This window comes from Sphingobacterium sp. B29 (assembly GCF_001952815.1).
Lineage (GTDB): Bacteria > Bacteroidota > Bacteroidia > Sphingobacteriales > Sphingobacteriaceae > Sphingobacterium > Sphingobacterium siyangense.
On record NZ_CP019158.1, the window covers coordinates 2343034 to 2364052 of the forward strand.

A 21019-nucleotide genomic window follows, 5' to 3' on the forward strand; every position below is an offset into this window, starting at 1 on the left:
GAGCCCAGGTGGCGAAATTGGTAGACGCACCATCTTGAGGGGGTGGCGCTCGCATGGGCGTGGCAGTTCGAATCTGCTCCTGGGCACTTAAGGAGACACTAGTCAATAGTAGTCTCCTTTTTTTATGAACAAAAATATATCTCACATCCAAGGCATATGATAAATTTGATAATAATAAAGCATTATTGGTTTATTTGGATAAAAATTTACACCGGGGCCGGTTCGAAGTTTATGGACCTAGTCTTATAAGAAGCTATTCTATAATTTATTCGTGGTATTTATCTTGTATAGATAGGTTTTCCGGGAAACCAATTAGCGCCATTACCACCACAGGTAAATAGAAAATAGAGTAGGATAACGATATAGGCGAGTATAGTAATGCGCCAAATGATGTGTAAGCCGCGAGAGCCTTTATCGCTTTGTTTTCTTTTTTTGTACCTTATCTTTCTGCTTTCTCTATTATTTTCCATTTTCTTATAAAAAGCAATATTTACGGTTCGCTATTCTAATTTTTTAACCCCATTTGCGCTAGTATATTTGGGCATTGTTAACGAATTTGTCCGATGCTGTAATAATTGGGCCGCTGAACTGTAGTTTATTTTGAATCAGACCCCTAAAAATACAAATAATGCTGGAGACATACAATGTATAAAAATAAGACTCGCTGTAATGATTAACCTATACAGTACAAACAGTCGTATTGCAAATAATAGACTATCAACCACGAATAATGAAGGGGCTATAGCAAATAATAAATCACCGTAAAATTAGTTAAAGACGTTTCTATTTTTACTTCCATAAAATAATGGCCTGCTTCAAAAGCATGTCATGGTTTAACAAAAAAATAGAAACAATGAAAAAATTAATGATGAGTTTGATGGCGGTTGCGCTGCTATCTACAGTGGCTTCTGCAAAGACAACAGAAAAGGCTCCAAAAGAAAATGTCAATGTTAAAACGACGACTTACCGCCTTCCTAAAACGAACACCCTCGCGAAGGTCACCGAAGAGGTCAAAGAAAGTAAGGGCCGAGTGGTGGTTGTGGATCGTTCTTTAGAGCGTGTAGAGCTTTTTGGGGTGTTTAATGCAGTCGCTCGCTCTTGATTTCAACCAGCTGAGAGGCTTCTGCATTTTCACGGTGTTACAAAAGATTAATTCTAAGCGGGGTGAAAATCCCCGCTTTTTTTGTTTTGGACTGATGAAAAAAAAATGTTACCTTCGATTATTATATTTAATTTATCAGATAAAAAAGCACACGTGATCCCTGTTTTTAATGATAACAGAATTTGAAACCGAAGAACTTCAATATGCACACTAGAAATTTTTTACTTCTTCTTAGCTCACTGATATGGCTAAGTTGTACAAAAGATCCCATCGAGCCAACGATAGAGCCCCCAGAAGTGGTCCCCACGGATACCACCAAAAATAAACCAACCGTCCCTACAGATAAGTACGAAATTCGAAAAGTAGAGTTTCAGATGAATAAACTGTTCGCCGATGACTATATTGATGAAAAGGTTTTTCTGGGTGGACTTTGGAGCCTCAAAGATACCCTTGATGGTCCGCGACTAGAAAGCCTGGAAACAAAAGCAAAAAAAGTTAAATTCCATTTTTTGTCTTACAACGATTTCTCCGTAGATATGGGGTTCTTTGAACCAAGCTATGCGAATGGCCTTGCTTATGCCAATAAGTTCGAAAAATCGAAACAGGCGAGCAGCATAAATTTCTCCTCTAGCACTTTTGAAGATTACGCCGAAATACAGGGATTTCTTGGTAATTCGAAGGATGTAAAGAAGGCCTTATCCCTTGTGAGACATGCCGACTCGACGACGATCAGTAAACCCAATAGTATGCTTCGGATAGGCAATGTCAATAAGCTTACAATTTATATTGATCACACGGAATATTTTGACGCCTACCCCGAATCGGAGGTTGCGGTTTTAACTAAAGCCGGCTATTCTCCTTATGTGCTTGCTTCGGTGACTTATGGTACTCATATGATTCTGATGGGAGAAACTGATTCAACACGGGCAAGACTCAATACAGCGATAGACAAAATATTGGAAAAGCAAGCACTGGATGATATAGATACCAAAGTCCTCGATTGCAGTAATTTGCTGATCTACTATCGTGGTGGCGGGAAGAACAGTTTTATTCAGTATCCAAAAGGAGCCCAGGCTATTGGGACAGCACTCCGCGATATGCTCCTTTATGTGAGCCAGACTGAAAATATCTTTAATTATCCACTTACTTATGACTTCATGAGTCTGAAGGACTATAGTACCTTAAAGTATTATAATATATTCGATATTAGGGTTAAAAAACAACAGTAAACGAGCAAAAGAAGGCATCCGTTAAATACAAAAACGCATCTAATACTAGATGCCGTTTTTGTATTTAACCGACAAGCTGCTGACCTGTGTATTGATATCGCAAAGCTATTCAATACCTAGGGGTATTTTACTTATTCCGTTTCACTAATTTCCTTTAGCAGTTGCAAAGCATCTGGCCAAGCCTCATTAAAGTAATCGATGTATTCGTCGTTTGTATCGACATCTACTTTCAATTCAGTATATCCATCGATTGCTGTAAATGAATAGTTTTCTAATGCTCCTGCCCAATCTTCGACGGCCGGTCCGGATAAAATTTCCTGGCCCTTATCTAAGATGCCAAGGTGGCGAATAGATACATATGAATTTGGAATATATTCAGCAATCTCTGCTACCATTCCGCCTTTTTCACCATTTTCATTGACGCCGGTAAAATGAATTCTTTGTCCCTTTTCCCAAACGCCTTCGAAATCAGAACTCGGATTGAACGCACTGGTCCATTGTTTGTACGTTTCTTTATCGAGCATTGTTTTAAAAACTCGCGACACAGGAGCATCAATCTTAATTTGATAGGTCAATTTTTTCATCTTTCTATTGTTTTGGAAAATTGGGATCGGCTTTTATTTCAGCGATCTGTTTGGTATGACGTGCACAATGTGCAGCAATAAACATCAGGGCTTGGTAACCATCAATTGGACCGGTTGGGGAGTCGCTGACATGATTTCTAAGATCTTCCGCATCAGCTTTTTTGATATAATCAAGTACTGGCTGACGCGCGGCATTGAAATCAGCGAGTGCCGTTTTCACATTTTTATAAATGCCCTCTGGTTGGAGTTCCTTGGGGGCCTGATATTTGTGACTCCTGTCTGTGAGTGCATTCTTGAGATTGTCGTCGGTCATCTTGATCTCTTTCCGCCTTTCAGGTTGTGGATCTTGATCCAGACCTTTTTTTGCCATGTCAAATATCATTCGTTCTGAACGAATGATATGTTCAAGGCATTGACTGATAGACCATTTGTCAGGCGCTGGTTTAAATTGGAGCTGCGCTTCGCTTAACCCCGCAACCTGCTTTTCAAGTTCTGCAGTTGTTTGATTAAAGTATTGTAATAGCGAGTCGGTTCCCACATAATTACGTTTTAAGGCCTGTTTTTTTAATATCAGTGCAATGTTTTGGTTCTTTTGCTCGAGCAATAATCGTGATTTAGCTGACAATGGAGCTAAGGAAGCAGTTGCTATACTTGCAATTGCTATCATGTTCATAATTAGATTCATAGTTTAATGCGTATTAAAATCGTAAAAATAAATGTCACTACTTCTTTACAATTATAACACATTTTTGTTTTCTATATCTTTCCATAAGGCAAGAAAAGGCGGGAGGGCAGGCTCCCTAACAAGAAGGTCATAATTCCTTAGATAGTGGCATCAAGTGCTGGATAAGTGACGTATTGTATGATAAGTGTTTTTTATACATTTATTAAAATAAAACCTTATCTTTAACAGCATAACTAACCTACTATTTGAGTTAATCTATGTTAAATCACAATTATACGCGCTATTTTAGACGTTTACCATTAAAACCTTATGTTTTAGTATGTATCGTGTCTTTATTGGGCACAATTGCTGTAGCACAGCAGACATCGGTATCTAGTCCTGATGGAACTTTGATCGTTAAGTTGGATATAAAAAACGGCAATCTATTTTATAAGGTTGAACTGGAAGGGAAAACGATGTTGGAAGCTTCTCCGCTTGGGCTACAAAGCAAGACGATAAATTTAAGTGATAATTTACATCCAATAGCAGAAAAAAGAGCTGAAATTTCGACTAATTATAACGAATCAAAAATCAAACGCAGTCAGGTAGCGTATAAAGCGAATGAATTGCGTTATTTGTTGGAGAATGCTTCAAAGCAACAGATTGAGGTTACTTTCCGTGTTAGCAACAACAATATTGCCTTCCGATATTATGTGCCTCAGGTAGGCGAGCCGGCCAACTTTGCATTAATAAAGGAGGAGAGTGGCTTTAAATTTCCACTTATTACAACAACATTTTTAACAGCCCAAGCTTCCCCGATGATAGGCTGGATGAAAACAAAACCAAGTTATGAAGAGGAGTATCAGGCAGATCAGGCCTTAGGGGTACCTTCGAAGTATGGTGTTGGATATACTTTTCCTGCGCTCTTTCATGTTGGGGATCGTGGATGGGTACTTATTTCGGAAACGGGTGTATCAAGTGCTTATTGTGCATCCAAGTTAAGCGAAGGCACCAAGGACGGTCTTTATAGTATTGCTTTCCCGGAAGAAGGGGAGAACAATGGCATTGGACGTGCAGCTCCCACAATTTCATTACCCGGTTATACACCTTGGCGTACACTGACTATCGGGAGCAATCTAAAACCCATTGTGGAGACGACCATTCCTTTCGATGTTGTTGAGCCGCAATATCCGGCGTCGAAGGAATACGAATTCGGACGGGCAACGTGGAGTTGGCTGGAATGGCAGGATGGTAGTATTAATTTTGAAGACCAAAAGAAGTTTATTGATCTGTCAGCTTCAATGGGGTATGAATTTGTATTGATCGACAATTGGTGGGATACTAAGATCGGCCATGAAAAAATTGAACAATTGGTGGCTTATGGAAAGGAGCGGGGCGTAGGTATTTGCCTGTGGTATAATTCGAACGGATTCTGGAACGACGCACCGCAAACCCCAAAAAATAAAATGAATACTTCGATCGCACGTAAAGCCGAGATGCAATGGATGCAGCGTGTGGGCATTAAAGGAATCAAAGTTGATTTTTTTGGAGGTGATAAACAGGAAACACTTAAGCTTTACGAAGATATTCTTTCGGATGCAAATGATTATGGATTAACAGTTATATTTCATGGATGTACTTTACCGCGGGGTTGGGAGCGTATGTATCCGAATTTCGTGGGTAGCGAAGCTGTATTGGCCTCCGAAAACTTGATTTTCACACAACATGCAAATGATACAGAGGCCTTTAATGCGACTTTACACCCATTTATTCGCAATGCCGTGGCGGCAATGGATTTTGGTCCGGTTTTGCTGAACAAACGTCATAACCGTGAGAATAACGGTGGTACTATTCGCAAAACGACAGAAACATTTCAATTGGCAACCGCGATTTTATTTCAGACTCCAGTGCAAAATTTTGGATTAACACCCAATAATTTACAGGAAATGCCAGCCCATGTGATTGATTTTATGAAACAGGTACCTACAACCTGGGATGAAACAATTTTTATTGATGGTTATCCAGGTAAATATGTCATACTTGCCCGGAGAAAGAGTGATACATGGTATATAGCGGGTATAAATGCCGAGGGCAAAGAAAAGACAGTATCGGTGAATTTGCCCATGTTGAGTACGGATGCGGTACAGCTTATCGACGATAACATCGCCCGGGAATCAAAACAGAAACAAATTCGACTTTCCAAAACAAAGACCATCAAATTGACATTACAACCGGATGGCGCAGTTGTTTTAATCGGAAAATAAATAACAGCGCTCTTCTGACGAACTGAATCGTTCTTGATTAACTCAGTTAATCAAGACTAAGTGAATCCCCCATGACTAGTGGAAACTTTTTCAAAGCTTCCACTAGTCAGGACGAAGAGTTCGGATTTCTAGGATCTTGTGACTTGTAGATCCTGCCCCAGCCTTAATTTTTAGTTCTATTTTGGTTTTCCCTGTACCATCATTGGGAAGCTGTATACGGATTGTTTTAATGGTTGACTTCTCATCCTTGTCTTCCAGTGTGCTGATGGTTTTACCATCGACCATAACCTCCGTTACCCTTGATGAGTTGTCTGCCAACAATTTGATTGCTATCAGTTGGGTCTCGGGCGTTACTTTCATTACATAACTAAACCAGTCTTTTGTATCGCGCCAGCGTGTATCGCCGAATGCCCCAGCATTGCTATTTTGCTCGCGAAAAAAGTGATCTGATTCCGGTTGTTGCTCTCCAGCGACGACCTTATCGACTGTTTTGGCAGCTAGCGCCAAGCTTTCTATTTCATCACTGTTCATTTTCTCCTGTAACGCCTGTAGTTCCTTTTCTGTTGCTTGAGGCCAATAGATCATATAACGGGAATCATGAATACCGAAAAAGGGTTCTAGTTCCATTTGAATACCTTTTTTTCCCAAATAAAGATCTGAGAGCGTAAAGTGTAGGAGCTTTGATGCTATTGGTTTTACAAGTGCCGGAATATTGTTCGGCTCAGCTTTAAGAATTGGGAGATCACGTAAAGGGATTTGTTTTCCCGATGCAATGTGCCCCATTCGGCTGTCATCGGCCTGAAGTCCCAAAAGATCTTCCTGTCCAGTACGGGCACCCAAAACAAGAGGTCCATATAAAATACTATAATAATTACTTTTATCAGGCAACTGCTCAGTATGTATCCCCATAGGCAATTCAAGACTGACGATATCCCCCTTTCGCCATGTACGTTTGATTTGGATATGCTCATTCGTTGAACTGAAATTGTGGTAAGGCTTTCCATTGATCAACACATGTGGAGCTGCGGTCAGCCAGTTGGGTTTACGAATAAACAAGCTGAATGAAGTTGGTTTTTTGGGGTTGATTCGAATGCTTGTTTTGGCTTCTGTCGGAAAGTTCGTTTCTTGAATGACTTCGGTGTTTTTCTCTTTCCAGTCCAAGCGTGAAGGAATAAACAAATTGACGAATAAGTCATTGTTGCGTTGTGCATAGATCATTTCACCATATTTGGCGTGGTTTTCCATCCCTGATCCAACGCAGCACCACATACTTGTCTGTGTTTGTGAATAAACGCGATAATGCCCCGGACGGATTTGTGTGAAATAAACTAATCCACCATGTTCGGGATGTTGTGTCGATAAGATGTGGTTGTAAAGAGCACGTTCATAAAAATCGAGGTATTTTCCTTGCGGATCAGTTTGGTAGAGCATTTTTGTGAGCCGTAACATATTGTACGTATTGCAGGTTTCAGGTCCCTCAATGCTGTATAACATTTTTGAAAAATCGTCTGTTGGGTTAAAATGCTCACTCACACTATTTCCACCAATGGCAATCGAGCGATGTTCGACAACATTATCCCAAAAGTACCGAACAGCCTCAGCCCATTTTTCGTTGTGGGAAAGGTCGGCGATGCGTTTAAAACCGAGAACTTTTGGAATTTGTGTATTTGCGTGCAATCCTGTTAAATGATCTTGATGCGCTAATAAGGGCTCAAGTATGGATTGATGACTGAATTTACGAGCCAGCTCGAGATAAGTTGGGTTTTGGGTAATTGCAGCGACATCAGCAAAGGTTTCGTTCAGTCCACCGTGTTCACTTCGTAACATCTCCTGTATTTGAGCTTCGGAAAGCTGGTCAACCAACTTAAGCGCCCAATCAGTCATCTGAATAAGCATGTCTTTCGCAGATTCATTGCCTGTCAACAAGTAGGCATCTCGCAGGCCAGCATAGGTTTTATGTATATTATATAGCGGTACCCATTTTCCATTCAGGTTAAAGCTACCGGCGTTGATCCGGCCCTGTTGAATCTCTGTCCAAGTAATTTTACCCCCAGGTACCCCGCCAATGTATCCGTTTGCATTTGCTTCCTGACAACGTTTCAAGTTGGCCAGCATGTAATCCAGGCGGTCCTTGATGCGAAGATCTCCTGTAGCGGCATACATATGAGCAAGCGCAGATAGATAATGACCTCCGATATGGCCATCTAATCCTGTATTTTCCCAATTGGTATAAGAGTCTTTTTTAAGCGGTAAATTGGCTTCGCGTAAAAATGGAGCCAACAATCGGTCCGGGTCCATTTCCAATAAATAAGTGATGTCCAGGTCTTCAGCATGTTTAAAAACACCAGGTAACAACCTTACATCTCTTAAATCGAAATAATTTAATTGAGGAGTTGTTTGAGCAGATAGCGCCAGACTAAATAAGCTTAAAAGAGCACTGTGCAAAAATTTGTTTTTGAAGATCATATGGACTGAAATTATCATTTGTTATTAACAAGATCTGATGAGCTTGTCTGGTTAGCCGTTATGTATAAAAAAGACCGGTAAATCAAAGATATTAAATGTGTTATTTATTTTAAGTGTTTTTTTTACATTTATCTATGCGAGAGAAAAAGGATGGATAGTTTTAAGTTGTATTTGTCTGATAGTTAGTGTTTTGCTTATTTTTTGTTTAGGAAGGTAAAATCCTGGCCTGCTGATAAGATCGCTATAAAAAAGAGCTGATCCGTTTATTTTTAGCTATACTTGTATATGAATAAAATTAATAGTATTGTTATTTTTTGCGCTTCCAGTTTAGGGAATTCGGCCGTATATGAAGAGCAAGCCTCCTATGTGGGAAAGGTTTTGGCTGAATACGGTATCCGTTTGGTTTATGGTGGTGGAAGGGTTGGCCTAATGGGGGCTGTTGCGAATGGAGCTCTTGCGCACGGAGGTGAAGTAATAGGTGTGATTCCCGATTTTTTGAATTCGAAAGAAAGAGAGCATAGGGGTGTAACCAAACTGATTACTGTAGATACCATGCATGATCGTAAACGAATTATGAGCGATTATGCCGAAGGGGTTATTGCGCTGCCGGGCGGTTTTGGTACATTGGAAGAACTTTTTGAAATGATTACATGGGCTCAATTGGGTTTACATAAAAAGCCAGTTGGTTTATTAAACATCAATGGATTTTATAATCATCTAATTCAATTTATTGATCACATGGTCGAAGAGGGGCTTCTTAAGCAGGAAAATCGAGCAATGCTATTGGTCGCTGATACGATTGAAGAGCTGATCGAGAAGATGCAACAGTATGAAGCACCACTGGTTCCAAAATGGATTGAGAAGGATGAAATTTAGGACTTCAATAAATTCTTATGTCATCTTAATCCCGCTCTTAATTTATGACTAATAGCATTCTTATCGCTTTTTAATTTCGATTTAGAGATTTGTAACAGAATTTCTTATTCCTCCATATGTTACAATCTCGGTTTTTTTAGCCTGTATTTTTATCGTTTCTCCGTTTGGGCTTATTGCTCAAACAGTATCTCAGGATACCATGAAATCGTTCAGAATTGACGAAGTCGAAATTAGTTCGAAGTATTATAAAAGATATAATCCGAAACAACTGTCGGAAGCATTGTGGCTAAAAGCCTCATTGTTAAATATACCACAGCATATTCAAGTGGTGAACAGCGAGATTTTTAGGGATCAAGCGGTACTCAACCTCAATGAAAGTGCTACCCGGAACAGCAGTGGTACATTTCGTGAGGCACTGCACAATGGTATATCTCCAGATATCTATTCCCGTGCCGGCGATATCAGCGCGCAGCGTAATGGTGTTGATATGCGTCCACTGGGAAAAGGGCCTAAATATCATTTTTTTTCAATGGTTAATTTTTGAACAACATTTTGGAAGAAATGAACAACAATCAATCGAATTAGAGGTGATACCTTTGTTATGGCTAGATGTTAGAGTTGTTTGATCAGCATAAATACAGCGCTGATCTTCGATTCGGGGGAATCCCCTATATTTTAACCGGCTTTGGGATTCCTCTAATTTAAGCGTGGACAGGAGATATTCTTCTCCCTACACAAAAGGCCCGATCGTATGATCGGGCCTCTTTTATTTCATAATTAATGTAATTTACAATTGATTTGCTCGGGCAGTAATTTCCGCAATGTCCAAAACCTCAATCTCTGATTCTTTTTCTTTTATTTTTACGCCATCTTTTAACATCGTCATACAGAAAGGACATGCTGCAGCGACAACTTGAGGCTGTGCATCGATGACTTCTTCGATACGTTCGATGTTAATGTCTTTTGCTCCGGGCTCTGGTTCTTTGAATATTTGTCCGCCCCCAGCACCACAGCAAAGTCCATTGCTCTTACAACTTATAGGCTTAATGGTAAAGAAAAGGCGGACAGAATTATAAATCTATTGTAATGAGCTATCGAATGACCACTTATGAGATAAAGCACGTGCTATCTAACGCGACTAGAAAGATGCTTTTAGGTTTGTTACTTAGTTGAATGGCTGGAAATAAATATCATTTTTTTTCAATGGTTAATTTTTGAACAACATTTTAGAAGAAATGAACAACAATCAATCGAATTAGAGGTGATACCTTTGTTATGGCTAGATGTTAGAGTTGTTTGATCAGCATAAATACAGCGCTGGTCTTCGATTCGGGGGAATCCCCTATATTTTAACCGGCTTTGGGATTCCCCTAATTTAAGCGTGGACAGGAGATATTCTTCTCCCTACACAAAAGGCCCGATCGTAAGATCGGGCCTGTTTTATTTCGTGATTAATATAATTTACAATTGATTTGCTCGGGCAGTTATTTCCGCAATGTCCAACACCTCAATCTCTGATTCTTTTTCTTTTATTTTTACGCCATCTTTTAACATCGTCATACAGAAAGGACATGCTGCAGCGACAACTTGAGGCTTTGCATCGATGACTTCTTCGATACGTTCGATGTTAATGTCTTTTGCTCCGGGCTCTGGTTCTTTGAACATTTGTCCGCCCCCAGCACCGCAGCAAAGTCCATTGCTCTTACAACGTTTCAGTTCGATCAACTGGGCATCCAAGCTTTCCAATACTTTTCTCGGTGCCTCATAGACCTCATTTGCACGGCCAAGATAACAGGGATCATGATAGGTTATCTTCTTTCCTTTGAATACGTTGTTATCCGCTGGTTTTAATTTTCCTTCATCGATCAGGTTTTGGATCAATTGTGTATGATGAATGACCTCATAGTTGCCACCTAGGGATGGATACTCATTTTTCAAAGTATTGAAACAGTGTGGGCAAGCCGTTACTATTTTTTTGATTTCATAGCCATTGAGTACTTCGATGTTCATCATGGCCTGCATTTGAAATAGAAATTCGTTTCCACTTCTTTTCGCAGGATCGCCCGTACAACTTTCTTCTGTACCTAAGATGGCATATTTTAAACCGACATGTTGTAATATTCTGCAGATATCGCGCGTAATTTTCTGTGCACGTTCGTCAAAACTCCCTGCACAACCTACCCAAAATAGTATATCAGGAGTTTCTCCTTTGGCCAACAGTTCTGCAACTGTGGGAACTTTTAATTCATTTTCCATCATAAAACTATTGTTGTTGAGTCCAATTGGCGCGGTCCAATTGCGCATATTTCCATGGGGCACCATTGTTCTCAATATTTCCAAACATATTATTTATACTCGCAGGAGCTTGTGATTCTTCCATAACAGCAAAGCGGCGTAGCTCAATAATAATATCCAAAGGATTAATATTGACCGGGCATTGTTCTACACATGCATTACAGCTGGTACAGGCCCATAACTCTTCTCGACTGATGTAAGTGTCAATGAGAGATTTTCCGTCATCCTGAAAGCTTCCATTTGTTTTGATATTCGTACCAACTTCAGTGAGTCGATCCCGTGTATCCATCATGATTTTTCGTGGGGACAGCAGCTTTCCCGTTATATTTGCGGGGCAAGAAGATGTACAACGTCCACATTCAGTACAGGTATATGCATCCAATAGGCTCTTCCAGGTTAAATCCTGGACATCTTTGGCTCCAAAACGTGCATTTGCATCTGCTGGAGGCGGGGTGAAACTCGGATCAAGCATTGCCTTAACCTCATTGGTCACAGCTGGCATATTGGATAGTTTGCCTTTCGCGTTCAGATTAGAAAAATAGGTGTTCGGAAAAGCCAAAATAATATGCAGGTGCTTGGAATAGGGGAGGTAGTTCAAGAAGGCAAGTACACCTAGGATATGAAACCACCAACAAGACCGCTCTATTAAAAATAAGGCCTCCGTCGAAGTAGGAAGGTACGGAAGAAGATAATGGCTTACTGGAAAGGAACCTACCGATTTAAAATGTGCAAAGCCATAGAGTTGCAATTTAAGATCAGAAGCGTTCATCAGCAGGAAAGCCGACATTAAAAGAATCTCTGTGATTAAAATAATATTTGCATCCGTCTTGGGCCAATGTTTCAATTCCGCGCTATTTAAGCGAGCTACTTTAGCGATATTTCTCCGAATTAAAAAGATGACACAGGATACCAGTACACCCAGCGCAAGCCACTCAAATGCCCCAATCAGAAAATTATAAAAACTCCCTAAAAATGAAAAGATACGATGTGTACCAAAAAGCCCGTCTATGACAATCTCCAACATCTCAATATTGATGATGACAAATCCAAGGTATACAAATAAATGTAGGACTGCGGGGAAAATTCGCTTAAACATTTTCTTTTGTCCAAAGGCGACGAGGAGCATCATTTTCCAACGCTCCGCGGATCTGTCCGAACGATCTGTCGGTCTGCCTAGCTTGATATTACGATAAATCTGTTGTGCATTTTTGCTAAAAAGAAACAATGCTACAGCGAAACAAACCGCAAATATTAGTTGACCTATCATATGCTTGTATCTTGGTTATAAACAAATATACTATATTATTTTGTTATGCTAACATAGTAAAAATAAATCGAAAATGAGGACCTAACACGATAAATTATTGGAAATTTTTAATGGTGAATTTAGGCTGTAATGAAAAACGTCCAAGAAGGAAATATTTCTTCTTGGACGTTTTCTTTAGTTGTATCTGAGAGACTACAGCTCAACATCAGAAAATGTCTGTTCTAATATTTTACGCATCGTTTTCTGAATCCGTTCTTTTCCTGCTTCGGTATTTACATCAATACCACAAAATGTACTACCTGTAGATTTTGCCTGAAGGCTCAAATAATAAATTGAACTGACTAAAATCGCTAATGTCGCTCTAAGGTCGTTTTCGGAGTTTTCGAATTTTGAATCGACATGCTTAAATAGTTCTTCGCCGAGCAATTCTCTTCTTTCGGCTATATTTTTAAGCGCTTTTGTCTTTTCGCCCAGTCCCCAATGGATAACTTTTTGTTTCGTCTTATCCTTCAAAAAAGTGTTAAATTGAGATTTAAGCAATTCTTCTATCAAGGAAATGCTGATGGAGCCCGGGTTTGTGATCATTTGTTCCAATACGCCCTTGTCTCCGATTTGCCAAAAATCTTTTTGTGTTAGGTAAGCTTCCACCAGTTGATCGAGACCGCCAAAATAATTCCATATTAATGCTTTGTTCAGTCCACATTCCAAAGCAATATTAGGCCCATTCAATGCATGGTATCCTTTTTTCTGAATTACCTTTCCGACAGCAGCGATCATTCGCGCCTTGGTGCGTTCCTTGTCGCGAATAGGACCGGAAGTTACCTTTCTTTCTTTTTTAGGATTATCCTCAATTACTTTCTTTTTCATGCGAATAAAATCATTTTAACGACGAAGCGTTCCTGGGTACCTTATATTCGTCAGTTAATGAACAAATTTGGGGCCATGAAGTTTTCATTAGGGTAGATATGTTTGTTTTCCGAACCAATATCTACAATTTAGCTGGTAAATGCAAGAAAATCAAGCAGCAGATTTTTATTTACACTATAATTTGACTGATTCGATAAGCTTTTGAGTTTACCTTATTCTTTTGGCTGTAGAACTAGAACGTATTTGGTGCTGTCGGCGCTGTACGCTGATTGCGATTCACTTGCCATTGGGAAAATAGATAGGCAATAAAAAAGGGATTATCGATATCGATAATCCCTTTTTTATTGCCTTGCCTACTGGTTTATTTTCTTGCTGGAGCAGCAGGAGCAGCTGTAGCTGAAATACCTAATTTTGTTTTAACAGCAGCAGTTAAGTCTTCTCCACCTTGGAAATAAGGAATATTTGTACTAGAAATATCAAATACATAAGCCATGCCTTTTTCTTTAGAAACAGCATTTACAGCTTCACCAACTTTTCTGTGTATAGGTGCAATTAATTCTTCTTCTTTTTTGTTTAAGTCTTCTTGAGCAGCTTGTTGTGCTGTCTGAATACGCGCTTGGATATCTTGTAATTCTTGACCTATTTTGTTGATTTCTGGATCAACAGTTTCTTTATTTGCTTCACTTCTGTTACGCAATTTATCGTTTGCATCTTTTTGTTTTGTTTGATAGATGGTAACCATATCTTGAATTTCTTTGGTTTTACCATCGCTCAATGTTTTCAACTGCCCTTCAGCTGCTTTAAATTCAGATGTAGACTGAATAATTTCAGCAAAATTGATATGACCAATTTTTTTGCTGCGCATTTGCGAATTGAGTTGAGAAAAATACTGCCACTAAAGCAACCGCACCCTTTAATAAATTTTTCATGCTTTTCATTTTAATCTAATGAGCCATCTTTATGGCAATCTTTTAGTTTTCTAATTAATTACTACTATTACTATTTGTGTCCACAATGATAATAAACTCCCGCTTAGTTTGCAAGACTCGGATTGGGTTTATATCCTAATTTTGTAATGACATCATTACTTTTATTCAATTTTGGATTGGCATAGAGAAAAGTAGACTCATTGCCCTTGTCCATAATAAAATCAATTCCCTGCGCCGAAGCAACATCTTGGATAGCTTTTGCTACACGGTCTTGAATAGGCTTCATCAATTGAGTACGTCTTTTAAAGAGGTCGCCTTCAAATCCAAACTTTTGTTTTTGATAGTCTTTTACTTCTTTTTCTCTTGTCACGATTTCATCCTCACGGCGACGACGCATATCTTCATTTAATAAGACCTGGTCCTTTTGATAAGCCTGATATAGTTTTTCAATCTCAGCATATTTCTGATCCACTTCTTCCTGCCATTGCTTAGAAAGGTCATCTAACTGTTTCTGTGCAGTCGTATATTCAGGAATATGTTTTAGGATATATTCTGAATCAGCATATGCAAGTTGTTGGGCAAATGTCGCTGTAGCACTAACGACTACAAAAGCTATAACTAACAATATTTTTTTCATATTTCCTGTAAGTTTTTATAGACTATACTTTTTATTATTTAACACTAATTTACCTTATGACTTCGGATAATCCCAAAAGTTTAATTCGAGAAAACCGCTCTACGTAAATTTACGGCTCAAAAATAAGAAAAAAAGAAGCAATCTAACAGATATTTCTCGGGTTTAACACTATTTAACTTGTTGAAGAATGCTCCAATGCTAGTTGCCTGAGTGCTGTTTATGGCTTCTTTTTTCGGTGATCATAACCGCACTCAATATAAGAAATTTATAAGATATATAGGGTTATTTGGCATTTAATCCGATCGGGTGGAAATGAAAGAAAAATGCATGATTTACTGGAAAATAATCTTAAAACAAAAAAGCTATCTACAATTTCTTGCGATAGCTTTTTATTCTATTTCGATAGGATTGGATCAACAAAGATTAGAATCCACCCATATTTTGCATGATACTAAATGTAAAGTTTTGTTTCCATGTACTGCTTGGTAAACCCGGGATAGGGTCGAATGCATGGCCGTAATCTATTCCTAGCATACCGAAGATCGGTAAGAAGATACGGGCACCAACACCTGCAGAACGACGTACTTTAAATGGATTGTATTCGGTGAACTTGTTCCAGGTATTTGCCGCTTCAGCGAAAGCCAATACGTACACTGTTGCCTGATCATTTAACATCACCGGGTGACGTAATTCCATTTGATATTTCGTATAGATTGGACTACCTGAATTTCGTGCCACATTCACATTTTGTGTTCCTTCAGGAATGATTACACCATTTGCATAACCACGTAATGCAACAATTTCAGATCCTTGTAGGTAATCAAACCCTTGCATACCATCCCCACCGACTTTGAAACGCTCGAAAGTTGATATTTCAGTTTTGCTGGAGTATTTACCCAAGAAACCAAATTGAGCTTGTGCTTTGAAAACAAGTTTTCCCGCAATTTTTGCATACCATTGCGAGTCAAATTTCCATTTGTGGTACTCTGTCCAACGGTAGCGTTCCTGAGCCGAACCATTTTTATAATCAATGTTGTTGAACAATGAATATGGAGGCGTCAATTGCACCGAGAATTTGATGTTTGAACCCGAAGTAGGATAGATAGGAGCATCGATCGAATTACGGCTAAACTCTTGCGTCAAGTTGATGTTATAGGCTGTACCATTATCAAATAGGAAGTAATTTCCATAATTCTGAAGCTTATAACGTTGGAATGACAAGGAAGTATTTGCCTGGAACCAGTTGTCTGGCCATTGTAAGCGTTTACCTAATGTTGCGGTAATACCAGTCATCCAAATACGGTTCAACTCGGAATCCTTAACAATTTGCTCGCCAGTATAGTAGTTAAACCCACCATATGATGAACTCGAAGTATAGGCGCTCAAACCAAAATAAATTGGTTTTTTACCACCTAACCAAGGCTCGGAGAAAGAGAAACTATACGATTGATAACGTTTACCCGAAGTTTGACCACGGACACTCAACTTCTGTCCATCTCCACGTGGTAGCGGTTTCCAGGAACTTTTGTCAAAGAAATTGCTGGTAGAGAAGTTGTTAAATGTTAAACCTAAGGTACCGATGATCTGACCGGCACCATAACCACCCGAAAGTTCGACCTGATCCGAAGGTTTCTCAGTAACATTATAAACAATGTCCACTGTACCATCCGCATAATTTAGATTTGTCGGTACTGGGTTTGTCTTTTGCTCATCAAAATTTCCCAACTGCGCAATCTCACGCACACTGCGCATAATTTGTTCTTTTGAGAATTTTTGACCAGGTTTTGTATAAATAGAACGTAATACAACACGGTCGTTGGTTACATCATTACCTTTAACAATAACGTTATTGATGGTATATTGAGCACCTTCATATACACGTAAATTCAAATCGATGGTATCGTTGTAAATACGCGTTTGTTCGGGGTCTACTGAGAACGTAAGATAACCATCGTTCATATAGATTGAAGAGATGTCATCACTATTTTTTGTAGGACCCATCAATTTTGCTGTTAATTTTTCTTCCGAAAAAACATCACCACGTTTGATACCTAAAATTTTATTTAGTAAGGTGTCAGAATACTTCGCATTACCTGTCCAAACAATATTACCTACATAATATTTAGGACCTTCATAGATGTCAAAATTAACCAACACATTTTTTTCACCCTCGCGAATAACCGTATCTTTCAAGAGCGTCGCATCACGATAGCCTTTGGCTGCCATTTTCTTGATTAGGTTTTCTTTACCTTCTTTGTATTTTTCTTCCTTGAATTTTCCAGGACCGAAAATACGGTACCACATTTTTTGCTTGATTGGCTTGGCCATTTTTCTCAATTCTTTTTGAGAAAAATGTTCATTCCCTGTAAAAGTCATTTTTTTGACTCTTACCTTATGTTTTTTATCCACATCGGCAATAAGTATTTCATTATTAGCCTGTGCCGAGTCTTTCACTGTTTTTAGGGTGATCTCCGGATATAAAAAAGCTTTTTCTTTTAAGAACCTTTGGATTGTAGCACGTGTGGTGTTCATCAAGTTTTCGTTGACAATCTTACCAGTGTTGCTATTTAAACGTTTGCGAACTTCTTCGGTCTGGCTTTTACTTAGACCGTTGATATCAATACGAGTTAAACGAGGACGTTCTACTACACGGATGGTCAAAAATATATTTTCACCTTCAATTTTATCTGCCCATAATTCGACATCATCAAAGAGGCCTTGAGCCATCATATCCTTCACTACTTTTGCAGTCGCCTCACTTGGAACTTCCAAATATTGACCTACTGACAATTTAGAGATCGTAATTAATACATTTTTATCTAAAAATTGTGTTCCAGTTATATCAATAGCACTAATTACATAGTTTTTAGGATTGAGATAGCTGATTTTTTCTGGGTCATTTAAATTGAAAGCACCTTTGTCTTGTCCGTAGACAAGCTGCATTGATGAGAGACCAAAAAATAGTATTACGGGTAGTATACGCTTCATTTATCTATAATTATTGGCGCTAAAGTACACCAATCGTTTGTTAATTTTTGTTAATTAAGAAAATTTAACCAGCTTGCTTTTTTTCAAATCAGTTGTCAAATTTAATAAAATCTTTATAACTGTTCACTTGTTTTTCCAAACCTTCTTTCGCGTTGCTGATAATCGACGATGGATTTAAATAAATCTTCTTTCGTAAACTCAGGCCACATCTTATCTAGGAAGCATAATTCTGAATAGGCAATTTGCCAAAGTAGGAAGTTACTTATTCTCAATTCTCCGCTGGTACGTATCAGAAGGTCAGGATCGGGTAGATTTTGTGTATAGAGGTTTGCAGCGAATAATTCATCGTTAATTTCGTCTGCATTGAGTTTTCCATCTTTTACTTGTTGGGCTAGATTTCGGGCAGCGTCCACAATTTCTTGTCGGGAACTGTAGCTCAAAGCCAATGTCAATGTACAGTGTGTATTTTCTTTCGTTGCTTCAATGGTTTCCTGCAGCTTTCTTTGTGCATTTGAGGGTAATTTGGTGATATCACCAATAACATTCAAGCGGACGCCATTCTCCTGAAAAGTTTTGATTTCTTTTTTAAGGGAAGTAACCAATAGTTCCATCAGTGCCATCACCTCAAGTTTAGGTCGATTCCAGTTTTCTGCAGAAAATGCATAAAGTGTCAGAAATTTAATATTGGCTTTTACACATCCTTCTAATGCTTCTCGTACCGCTTTTACACCATTTTGATGCCCAAATACACGAAGTTTCCCCTTCTGCTTTGCCCAACGGCCATTGCCATCCATGATGATGGCTATATGCTGTGGCAATTTAATAGTATCTATCTGATCTAAAAAACTCATTTTTGCTGTTTTCAATAAAATTAACACCTTAGCCATAAATGCTATTTTGGCGTTTTAAAACCTATTTTTGGTTTCCTGTATTGCTATCAATGATTATTGTTTGTTTAACGCACTTTTCATTGATTAATTATTGCACCTGGATTTCTATTATGGATATTCTTATTCCGTCTTCCTTTATTTCTTCCAAATATCGATTTTTAATTGGAAATTCAGAAGTACAATATGTAGAAAGATTGTTTGAAACATCTTCATCTAGCAGATTATCTCTTTTCCTGCGTGCAAAGCGAGGCTGTGCGAAGCTATTAATAGCCTAATAGTTTCTGACATCGATACCCCAAAGTAATTTTTCCCGCAGCGTGCTGAAAAAGCTTTCATGCGGGAGCCTAATGAGATTAATGGTAAATGGAGCCTGTTTAATGGTTAATTTTACAGATGTATCAATGGATTCGTTTTTGGAATCACAGCTAAGGATGTATTGATTGCTTCGACTCTCTATTTCCAATTCAAGGGTAAACTGATTTGAGATGACAATGGGTCTCACATTGAGGTTGTGCGGAGAGATGGGGGTAATGACAAAATTGCCGCTTTCTGGCATAATAATAGGTCCGCCGCAACTCAATGAATAGGCTGTGGATCCGGTAGGTGTAGCGATAATTAGTCCATCTGCCCAGTATGAATTCAGTAGTTCGCCATTGATGCGTGCATTGACCGTAATCATGGCCGAGCTGTCATAACGAAATACGGTAATATCATTGAGCGCATAGTGATTGCCTTGGAACAAATTAACCTGTTCAGATTCAACAGAGAGCAACACGCGCTTCTGTATCGTAAAACGTTGGTTCAGTATAGCGTCGATAGCATCCTCAAAATCATTTTTATTGATGGAAGCTAAAAAACCGAGGCGTCCAAGGTTTATCCCTGCAATTGGAATTCCGGAGTCTTTAATCAAGGAAACAGCAGATAACATGGTTCCATCTCCGCCCAGACTCAACATAATGTCAATATCGTCTTTGATTTCTTGATAGGTATTGTATGTTGAGAAATTAAAGGCACATTCAAATTGTGACAGCAGAAATTCATGAAATGGATCATAGACCCAGATCTCAATATTTTTATCGACAAGATATTCAAATAAGTGTTTCACATGTGGTATAACAGAGGGCTGAAACTCTCTTCCATATATTGCGATTCTCATATTGTTTTCAATTTATGGGGCAAAGATGAGAAAAAACTAATCCTAATCAAATGTTAATATAATTCATAAGCTGCTGATAACGGTCGGCAGTGTCGTCAAATGCAGCTATGGTATTATGGGTTTCAAGAACTAAATAGTTGTGTCTTAGGAATGAATTCAGTAATGCATTAATGTTTGACTTGTCGACTTTAAGGGTAACTTCAATATGGTCACTTTCCAAATTTATTTTGGTCGCACAATTAAGTATTCTGCAATTGTCACTTTCAACAAGGTGCGCAATCTGTGAAAGTGAAAAATCATGTAAGCCAATTGCCAACACAATAATAGCCCCAGATTCATTTTGCGATTGAATTGAACTTATTGCCTTTAATATATCTAATTGCGTTGACACACCAATATATTTGTTGTCTTGATCTAAAACAGGAATGATTGTACTATTATATACAGTTATCATCACCAAGGCATCGTAGGGGTGTTGATTAAACTTCAGCTGTATGGGGGCTGTATTTATTTTTATGGATGAAAGGGGAGCGTCTTCATCTTCCGCATCCAATAAGATGGTTTCATTAACCAGGCCAATATAGTCGTCACCATTTAAAACGACTAATTCTTTACAAAGCATATCTTGCAGCTTCTCTAGCGCTTGTTGTATTGAATCAGCATTTTGAATACTGAAATCAGCATTTGAAAGAAATTGACTTATTAGCATACTCAAACTTAATAAAAAAAGTAGGTGAAAAGAAATTTTACAGATCAGATTTATGCTTAATTCATTGATTGCTTGTAATACCTAAAATACGAAGAA

17 protein-coding genes, 1 tRNA gene and 1 pseudogene are annotated in these 21019 nt (G+C 38.6%); 6 read left to right on the plus strand and 13 right to left on the minus strand.

Translation table 11 applies throughout. The features are described from left to right. The first annotated feature begins 2 nt into the window (after positions 1 to 2). The 3 genes from BV902_RS09705 to BV902_RS09715 all read left to right on the plus strand — a co-directional run bounded on the left by BV902_RS09705 (position 3) and on the right by BV902_RS09715 (position 2331). Positions 3 to 86, plus strand: a tRNA-Leu gene (locus BV902_RS09705). Between the two features lie 767 nt (positions 87 to 853). Continuing rightward, positions 854 to 1102 carry a hypothetical protein gene (locus tag BV902_RS09710; protein WP_157625992.1) on the plus strand — a complete coding sequence of 83 codons (249 nt, stop codon included), beginning with the start codon at positions 854 to 856 and terminating at the stop codon, positions 1100 to 1102. Positions 1103 to 1305: 203 nt separating this feature from the next. Then, complete coding sequence (locus BV902_RS09715) at positions 1306 to 2331, plus strand: hypothetical protein (protein ID WP_075991757.1); 1026 nt, start codon at positions 1306 to 1308, stop codon at positions 2329 to 2331. 131 nt (positions 2332 to 2462) lie between these two features. Here the strand turns inward: BV902_RS09715 and BV902_RS09720 are convergent, their stop codons facing one another. Together BV902_RS09720 and BV902_RS09725 are read right to left on the minus strand one after the other, a co-directional pair. Further along, the gene (locus BV902_RS09720) at positions 2463 to 2915 is read right to left on the minus strand and encodes an SRPBCC family protein (RefSeq protein ID WP_075991758.1); all 453 of its coding nucleotides are present in this window, start codon (positions 2913 to 2915) and stop codon (positions 2463 to 2465) included. 4 nt (positions 2916 to 2919) lie between these two features. Then, entirely contained in the window at positions 2920 to 3588 is a 669-nt protein-coding gene (locus BV902_RS09725; protein WP_075994696.1) for a DinB family protein, read from the minus strand. A 269-nt stretch (positions 3589 to 3857) separates the two neighbouring features. On the opposite strand from BV902_RS09725, the gene BV902_RS09730 reads away from it, so the two are divergent. Next, on the plus strand, positions 3858 to 5843 hold the full coding sequence (locus BV902_RS09730; protein ID WP_083663546.1) for a glycoside hydrolase family 97 protein: 1986 nt from the start codon (positions 3858 to 3860) through the stop codon (positions 5841 to 5843). Positions 5844 to 5945: 102 nt separating this feature from the next. On the opposite strand, the gene BV902_RS09735 is transcribed toward BV902_RS09730, so the two are convergent. Then, the gene (locus BV902_RS09735) at positions 5946 to 8309 is read right to left on the minus strand and encodes a glycoside hydrolase family 127 protein (protein ID WP_075991759.1); all 2364 of its coding nucleotides are present in this window, start codon (positions 8307 to 8309) and stop codon (positions 5946 to 5948) included. 285 nt (positions 8310 to 8594) lie between these two features. Here BV902_RS09735 and BV902_RS09740 point away from each other — a divergent pair, with 285 nt between their 5' ends. Both BV902_RS09740 and BV902_RS09745 read left to right on the plus strand, forming a co-directional pair. Then, the gene (locus BV902_RS09740; RefSeq protein WP_075991760.1) at positions 8595 to 9185 is read left to right on the plus strand and encodes a TIGR00730 family Rossman fold protein; all 591 of its coding nucleotides are present in this window, start codon (positions 8595 to 8597) and stop codon (positions 9183 to 9185) included. Positions 9186 to 9384: 199 nt separating this feature from the next. Beyond that, complete coding sequence (locus BV902_RS09745) at positions 9385 to 9729, plus strand: hypothetical protein (protein WP_075991761.1); 345 nt, start codon at positions 9385 to 9387, stop codon at positions 9727 to 9729. Positions 9730 to 9972: 243 nt separating this feature from the next. On the opposite strand, the pseudogene BV902_RS27100 reads toward BV902_RS09745, so the two are convergent. The 10 genes and pseudogenes from BV902_RS27100 to BV902_RS09800 all read right to left on the minus strand — a co-directional run. Next, positions 9973 to 10218, minus strand: a pseudogene (locus tag BV902_RS27100) (heterodisulfide reductase-related iron-sulfur binding cluster); the annotation flags it as partial. 428 nt (positions 10219 to 10646) lie between these two features. Beyond that, positions 10647 to 11441 carry a (Fe-S)-binding protein gene (locus tag BV902_RS09755; protein WP_075994698.1) on the minus strand — a complete coding sequence of 265 codons (795 nt, stop codon included), beginning with the start codon at positions 11439 to 11441 and terminating at the stop codon, positions 10647 to 10649. 7 nt (positions 11442 to 11448) lie between these two features. Then, positions 11449 to 12747, minus strand: coding sequence for a 4Fe-4S dicluster domain-containing protein (locus BV902_RS09760; RefSeq protein WP_075991762.1), 1299 nt, complete (start codon positions 12745 to 12747; stop codon positions 11449 to 11451). 192 nt (positions 12748 to 12939) lie between these two features. Further along, a complete protein-coding gene (locus BV902_RS09765) occupies positions 12940 to 13614 on the minus strand; it encodes a TetR/AcrR family transcriptional regulator (RefSeq protein WP_075991763.1) in 675 nt (224 codons plus the stop codon). 361 nt (positions 13615 to 13975) lie between these two features. Then, positions 13976 to 14479, minus strand: coding sequence for an OmpH family outer membrane protein (locus BV902_RS09770; RefSeq protein ID WP_237242062.1), 504 nt, complete (start codon positions 14477 to 14479; stop codon positions 13976 to 13978). Positions 14480 to 14646: 167 nt separating this feature from the next. Continuing rightward, positions 14647 to 15180, minus strand: coding sequence for an OmpH family outer membrane protein (locus BV902_RS09775; protein ID WP_046671928.1), 534 nt, complete (start codon positions 15178 to 15180; stop codon positions 14647 to 14649). A 423-nt stretch (positions 15181 to 15603) separates the two neighbouring features. Continuing rightward, a complete protein-coding gene (gene bamA / locus BV902_RS09780) occupies positions 15604 to 18168 on the minus strand; it encodes an outer membrane protein assembly factor BamA (RefSeq protein WP_075991764.1) in 2565 nt (854 codons plus the stop codon). Between the two features lie 113 nt (positions 18169 to 18281). Then, on the minus strand, positions 18282 to 19019 hold the full coding sequence (locus BV902_RS09785) for an isoprenyl transferase (protein ID WP_075994699.1): 738 nt from the start codon (positions 19017 to 19019) through the stop codon (positions 18282 to 18284). 310 nt (positions 19020 to 19329) lie between these two features. Further along, positions 19330 to 20214 (minus strand): NAD kinase, encoded by an 885-nt coding sequence (locus BV902_RS09795; protein WP_075991766.1) that lies wholly within the window; start codon positions 20212 to 20214, stop codon positions 19330 to 19332. Between the two features lie 46 nt (positions 20215 to 20260). Then, positions 20261 to 20923 (minus strand): CBS domain-containing protein, encoded by a 663-nt coding sequence (locus BV902_RS09800; protein ID WP_075991767.1) that lies wholly within the window; start codon positions 20921 to 20923, stop codon positions 20261 to 20263. Positions 20924 to 21019: the final 96 nt, after the last annotated feature.

What these genes read in the sequence shown, in the direction of transcription:
- BV902_RS09710 (WP_157625992.1), top strand. Translation starts at nt 854, where the DNA reads ATGAAAAAATTAATGATGAGTTTGATGGCGGTTGCGCTGCTATCTACA.
- BV902_RS09715 (WP_075991757.1), top strand. Translation starts at nt 1,306, where the DNA reads ATGCACACTAGAAATTTTTTACTTCTTCTTAGCTCACTGATATGGCTA.
- BV902_RS09720 (WP_075991758.1), bottom strand. Translation starts at nt 2,915, where the DNA reads ATGAAAAAATTGACCTATCAAATTAAGATTGATGCTCCTGTGTCGCGA.
- BV902_RS09725 (WP_075994696.1), bottom strand. Translation starts at nt 3,588, where the DNA reads ATGAACATGATAGCAATTGCAAGTATAGCAACTGCTTCCTTAGCTCCA.
- BV902_RS09730 (WP_083663546.1), top strand. Translation starts at nt 3,858, where the DNA reads ATGTTAAATCACAATTATACGCGCTATTTTAGACGTTTACCATTAAAA.
- BV902_RS09735 (WP_075991759.1), bottom strand. Translation starts at nt 8,309, where the DNA reads ATGATCTTCAAAAACAAATTTTTGCACAGTGCTCTTTTAAGCTTATTT.
- BV902_RS09740 (WP_075991760.1), top strand. Translation starts at nt 8,595, where the DNA reads ATGAATAAAATTAATAGTATTGTTATTTTTTGCGCTTCCAGTTTAGGG.
- BV902_RS09745 (WP_075991761.1), top strand. Translation starts at nt 9,385, where the DNA reads ATGAAATCGTTCAGAATTGACGAAGTCGAAATTAGTTCGAAGTATTAT.
- BV902_RS09755 (WP_075994698.1), bottom strand. Translation starts at nt 11,441, where the DNA reads ATGGAAAATGAATTAAAAGTTCCCACAGTTGCAGAACTGTTGGCCAAA.
- BV902_RS09760 (WP_075991762.1), bottom strand. Translation starts at nt 12,747, where the DNA reads ATGATAGGTCAACTAATATTTGCGGTTTGTTTCGCTGTAGCATTGTTT.
- BV902_RS09765 (WP_075991763.1), bottom strand. Translation starts at nt 13,614, where the DNA reads ATGAAAAAGAAAGTAATTGAGGATAATCCTAAAAAAGAAAGAAAGGTA.
- BV902_RS09770 (WP_237242062.1), bottom strand. Translation starts at nt 14,479, where the DNA reads ATGCGCAGCAAAAAAATTGGTCATATCAATTTTGCTGAAATTATTCAG.
- BV902_RS09775 (WP_046671928.1), bottom strand. Translation starts at nt 15,180, where the DNA reads ATGAAAAAAATATTGTTAGTTATAGCTTTTGTAGTCGTTAGTGCTACA.
- bamA (WP_075991764.1), bottom strand. Translation starts at nt 18,168, where the DNA reads ATGAAGCGTATACTACCCGTAATACTATTTTTTGGTCTCTCATCAATG.
- BV902_RS09785 (WP_075994699.1), bottom strand. Translation starts at nt 19,019, where the DNA reads ATGAGTTTTTTAGATCAGATAGATACTATTAAATTGCCACAGCATATA.
- BV902_RS09795 (WP_075991766.1), bottom strand. Translation starts at nt 20,214, where the DNA reads ATGAGAATCGCAATATATGGAAGAGAGTTTCAGCCCTCTGTTATACCA.
- BV902_RS09800 (WP_075991767.1), bottom strand. Translation starts at nt 20,923, where the DNA reads ATGCTAATAAGTCAATTTCTTTCAAATGCTGATTTCAGTATTCAAAAT.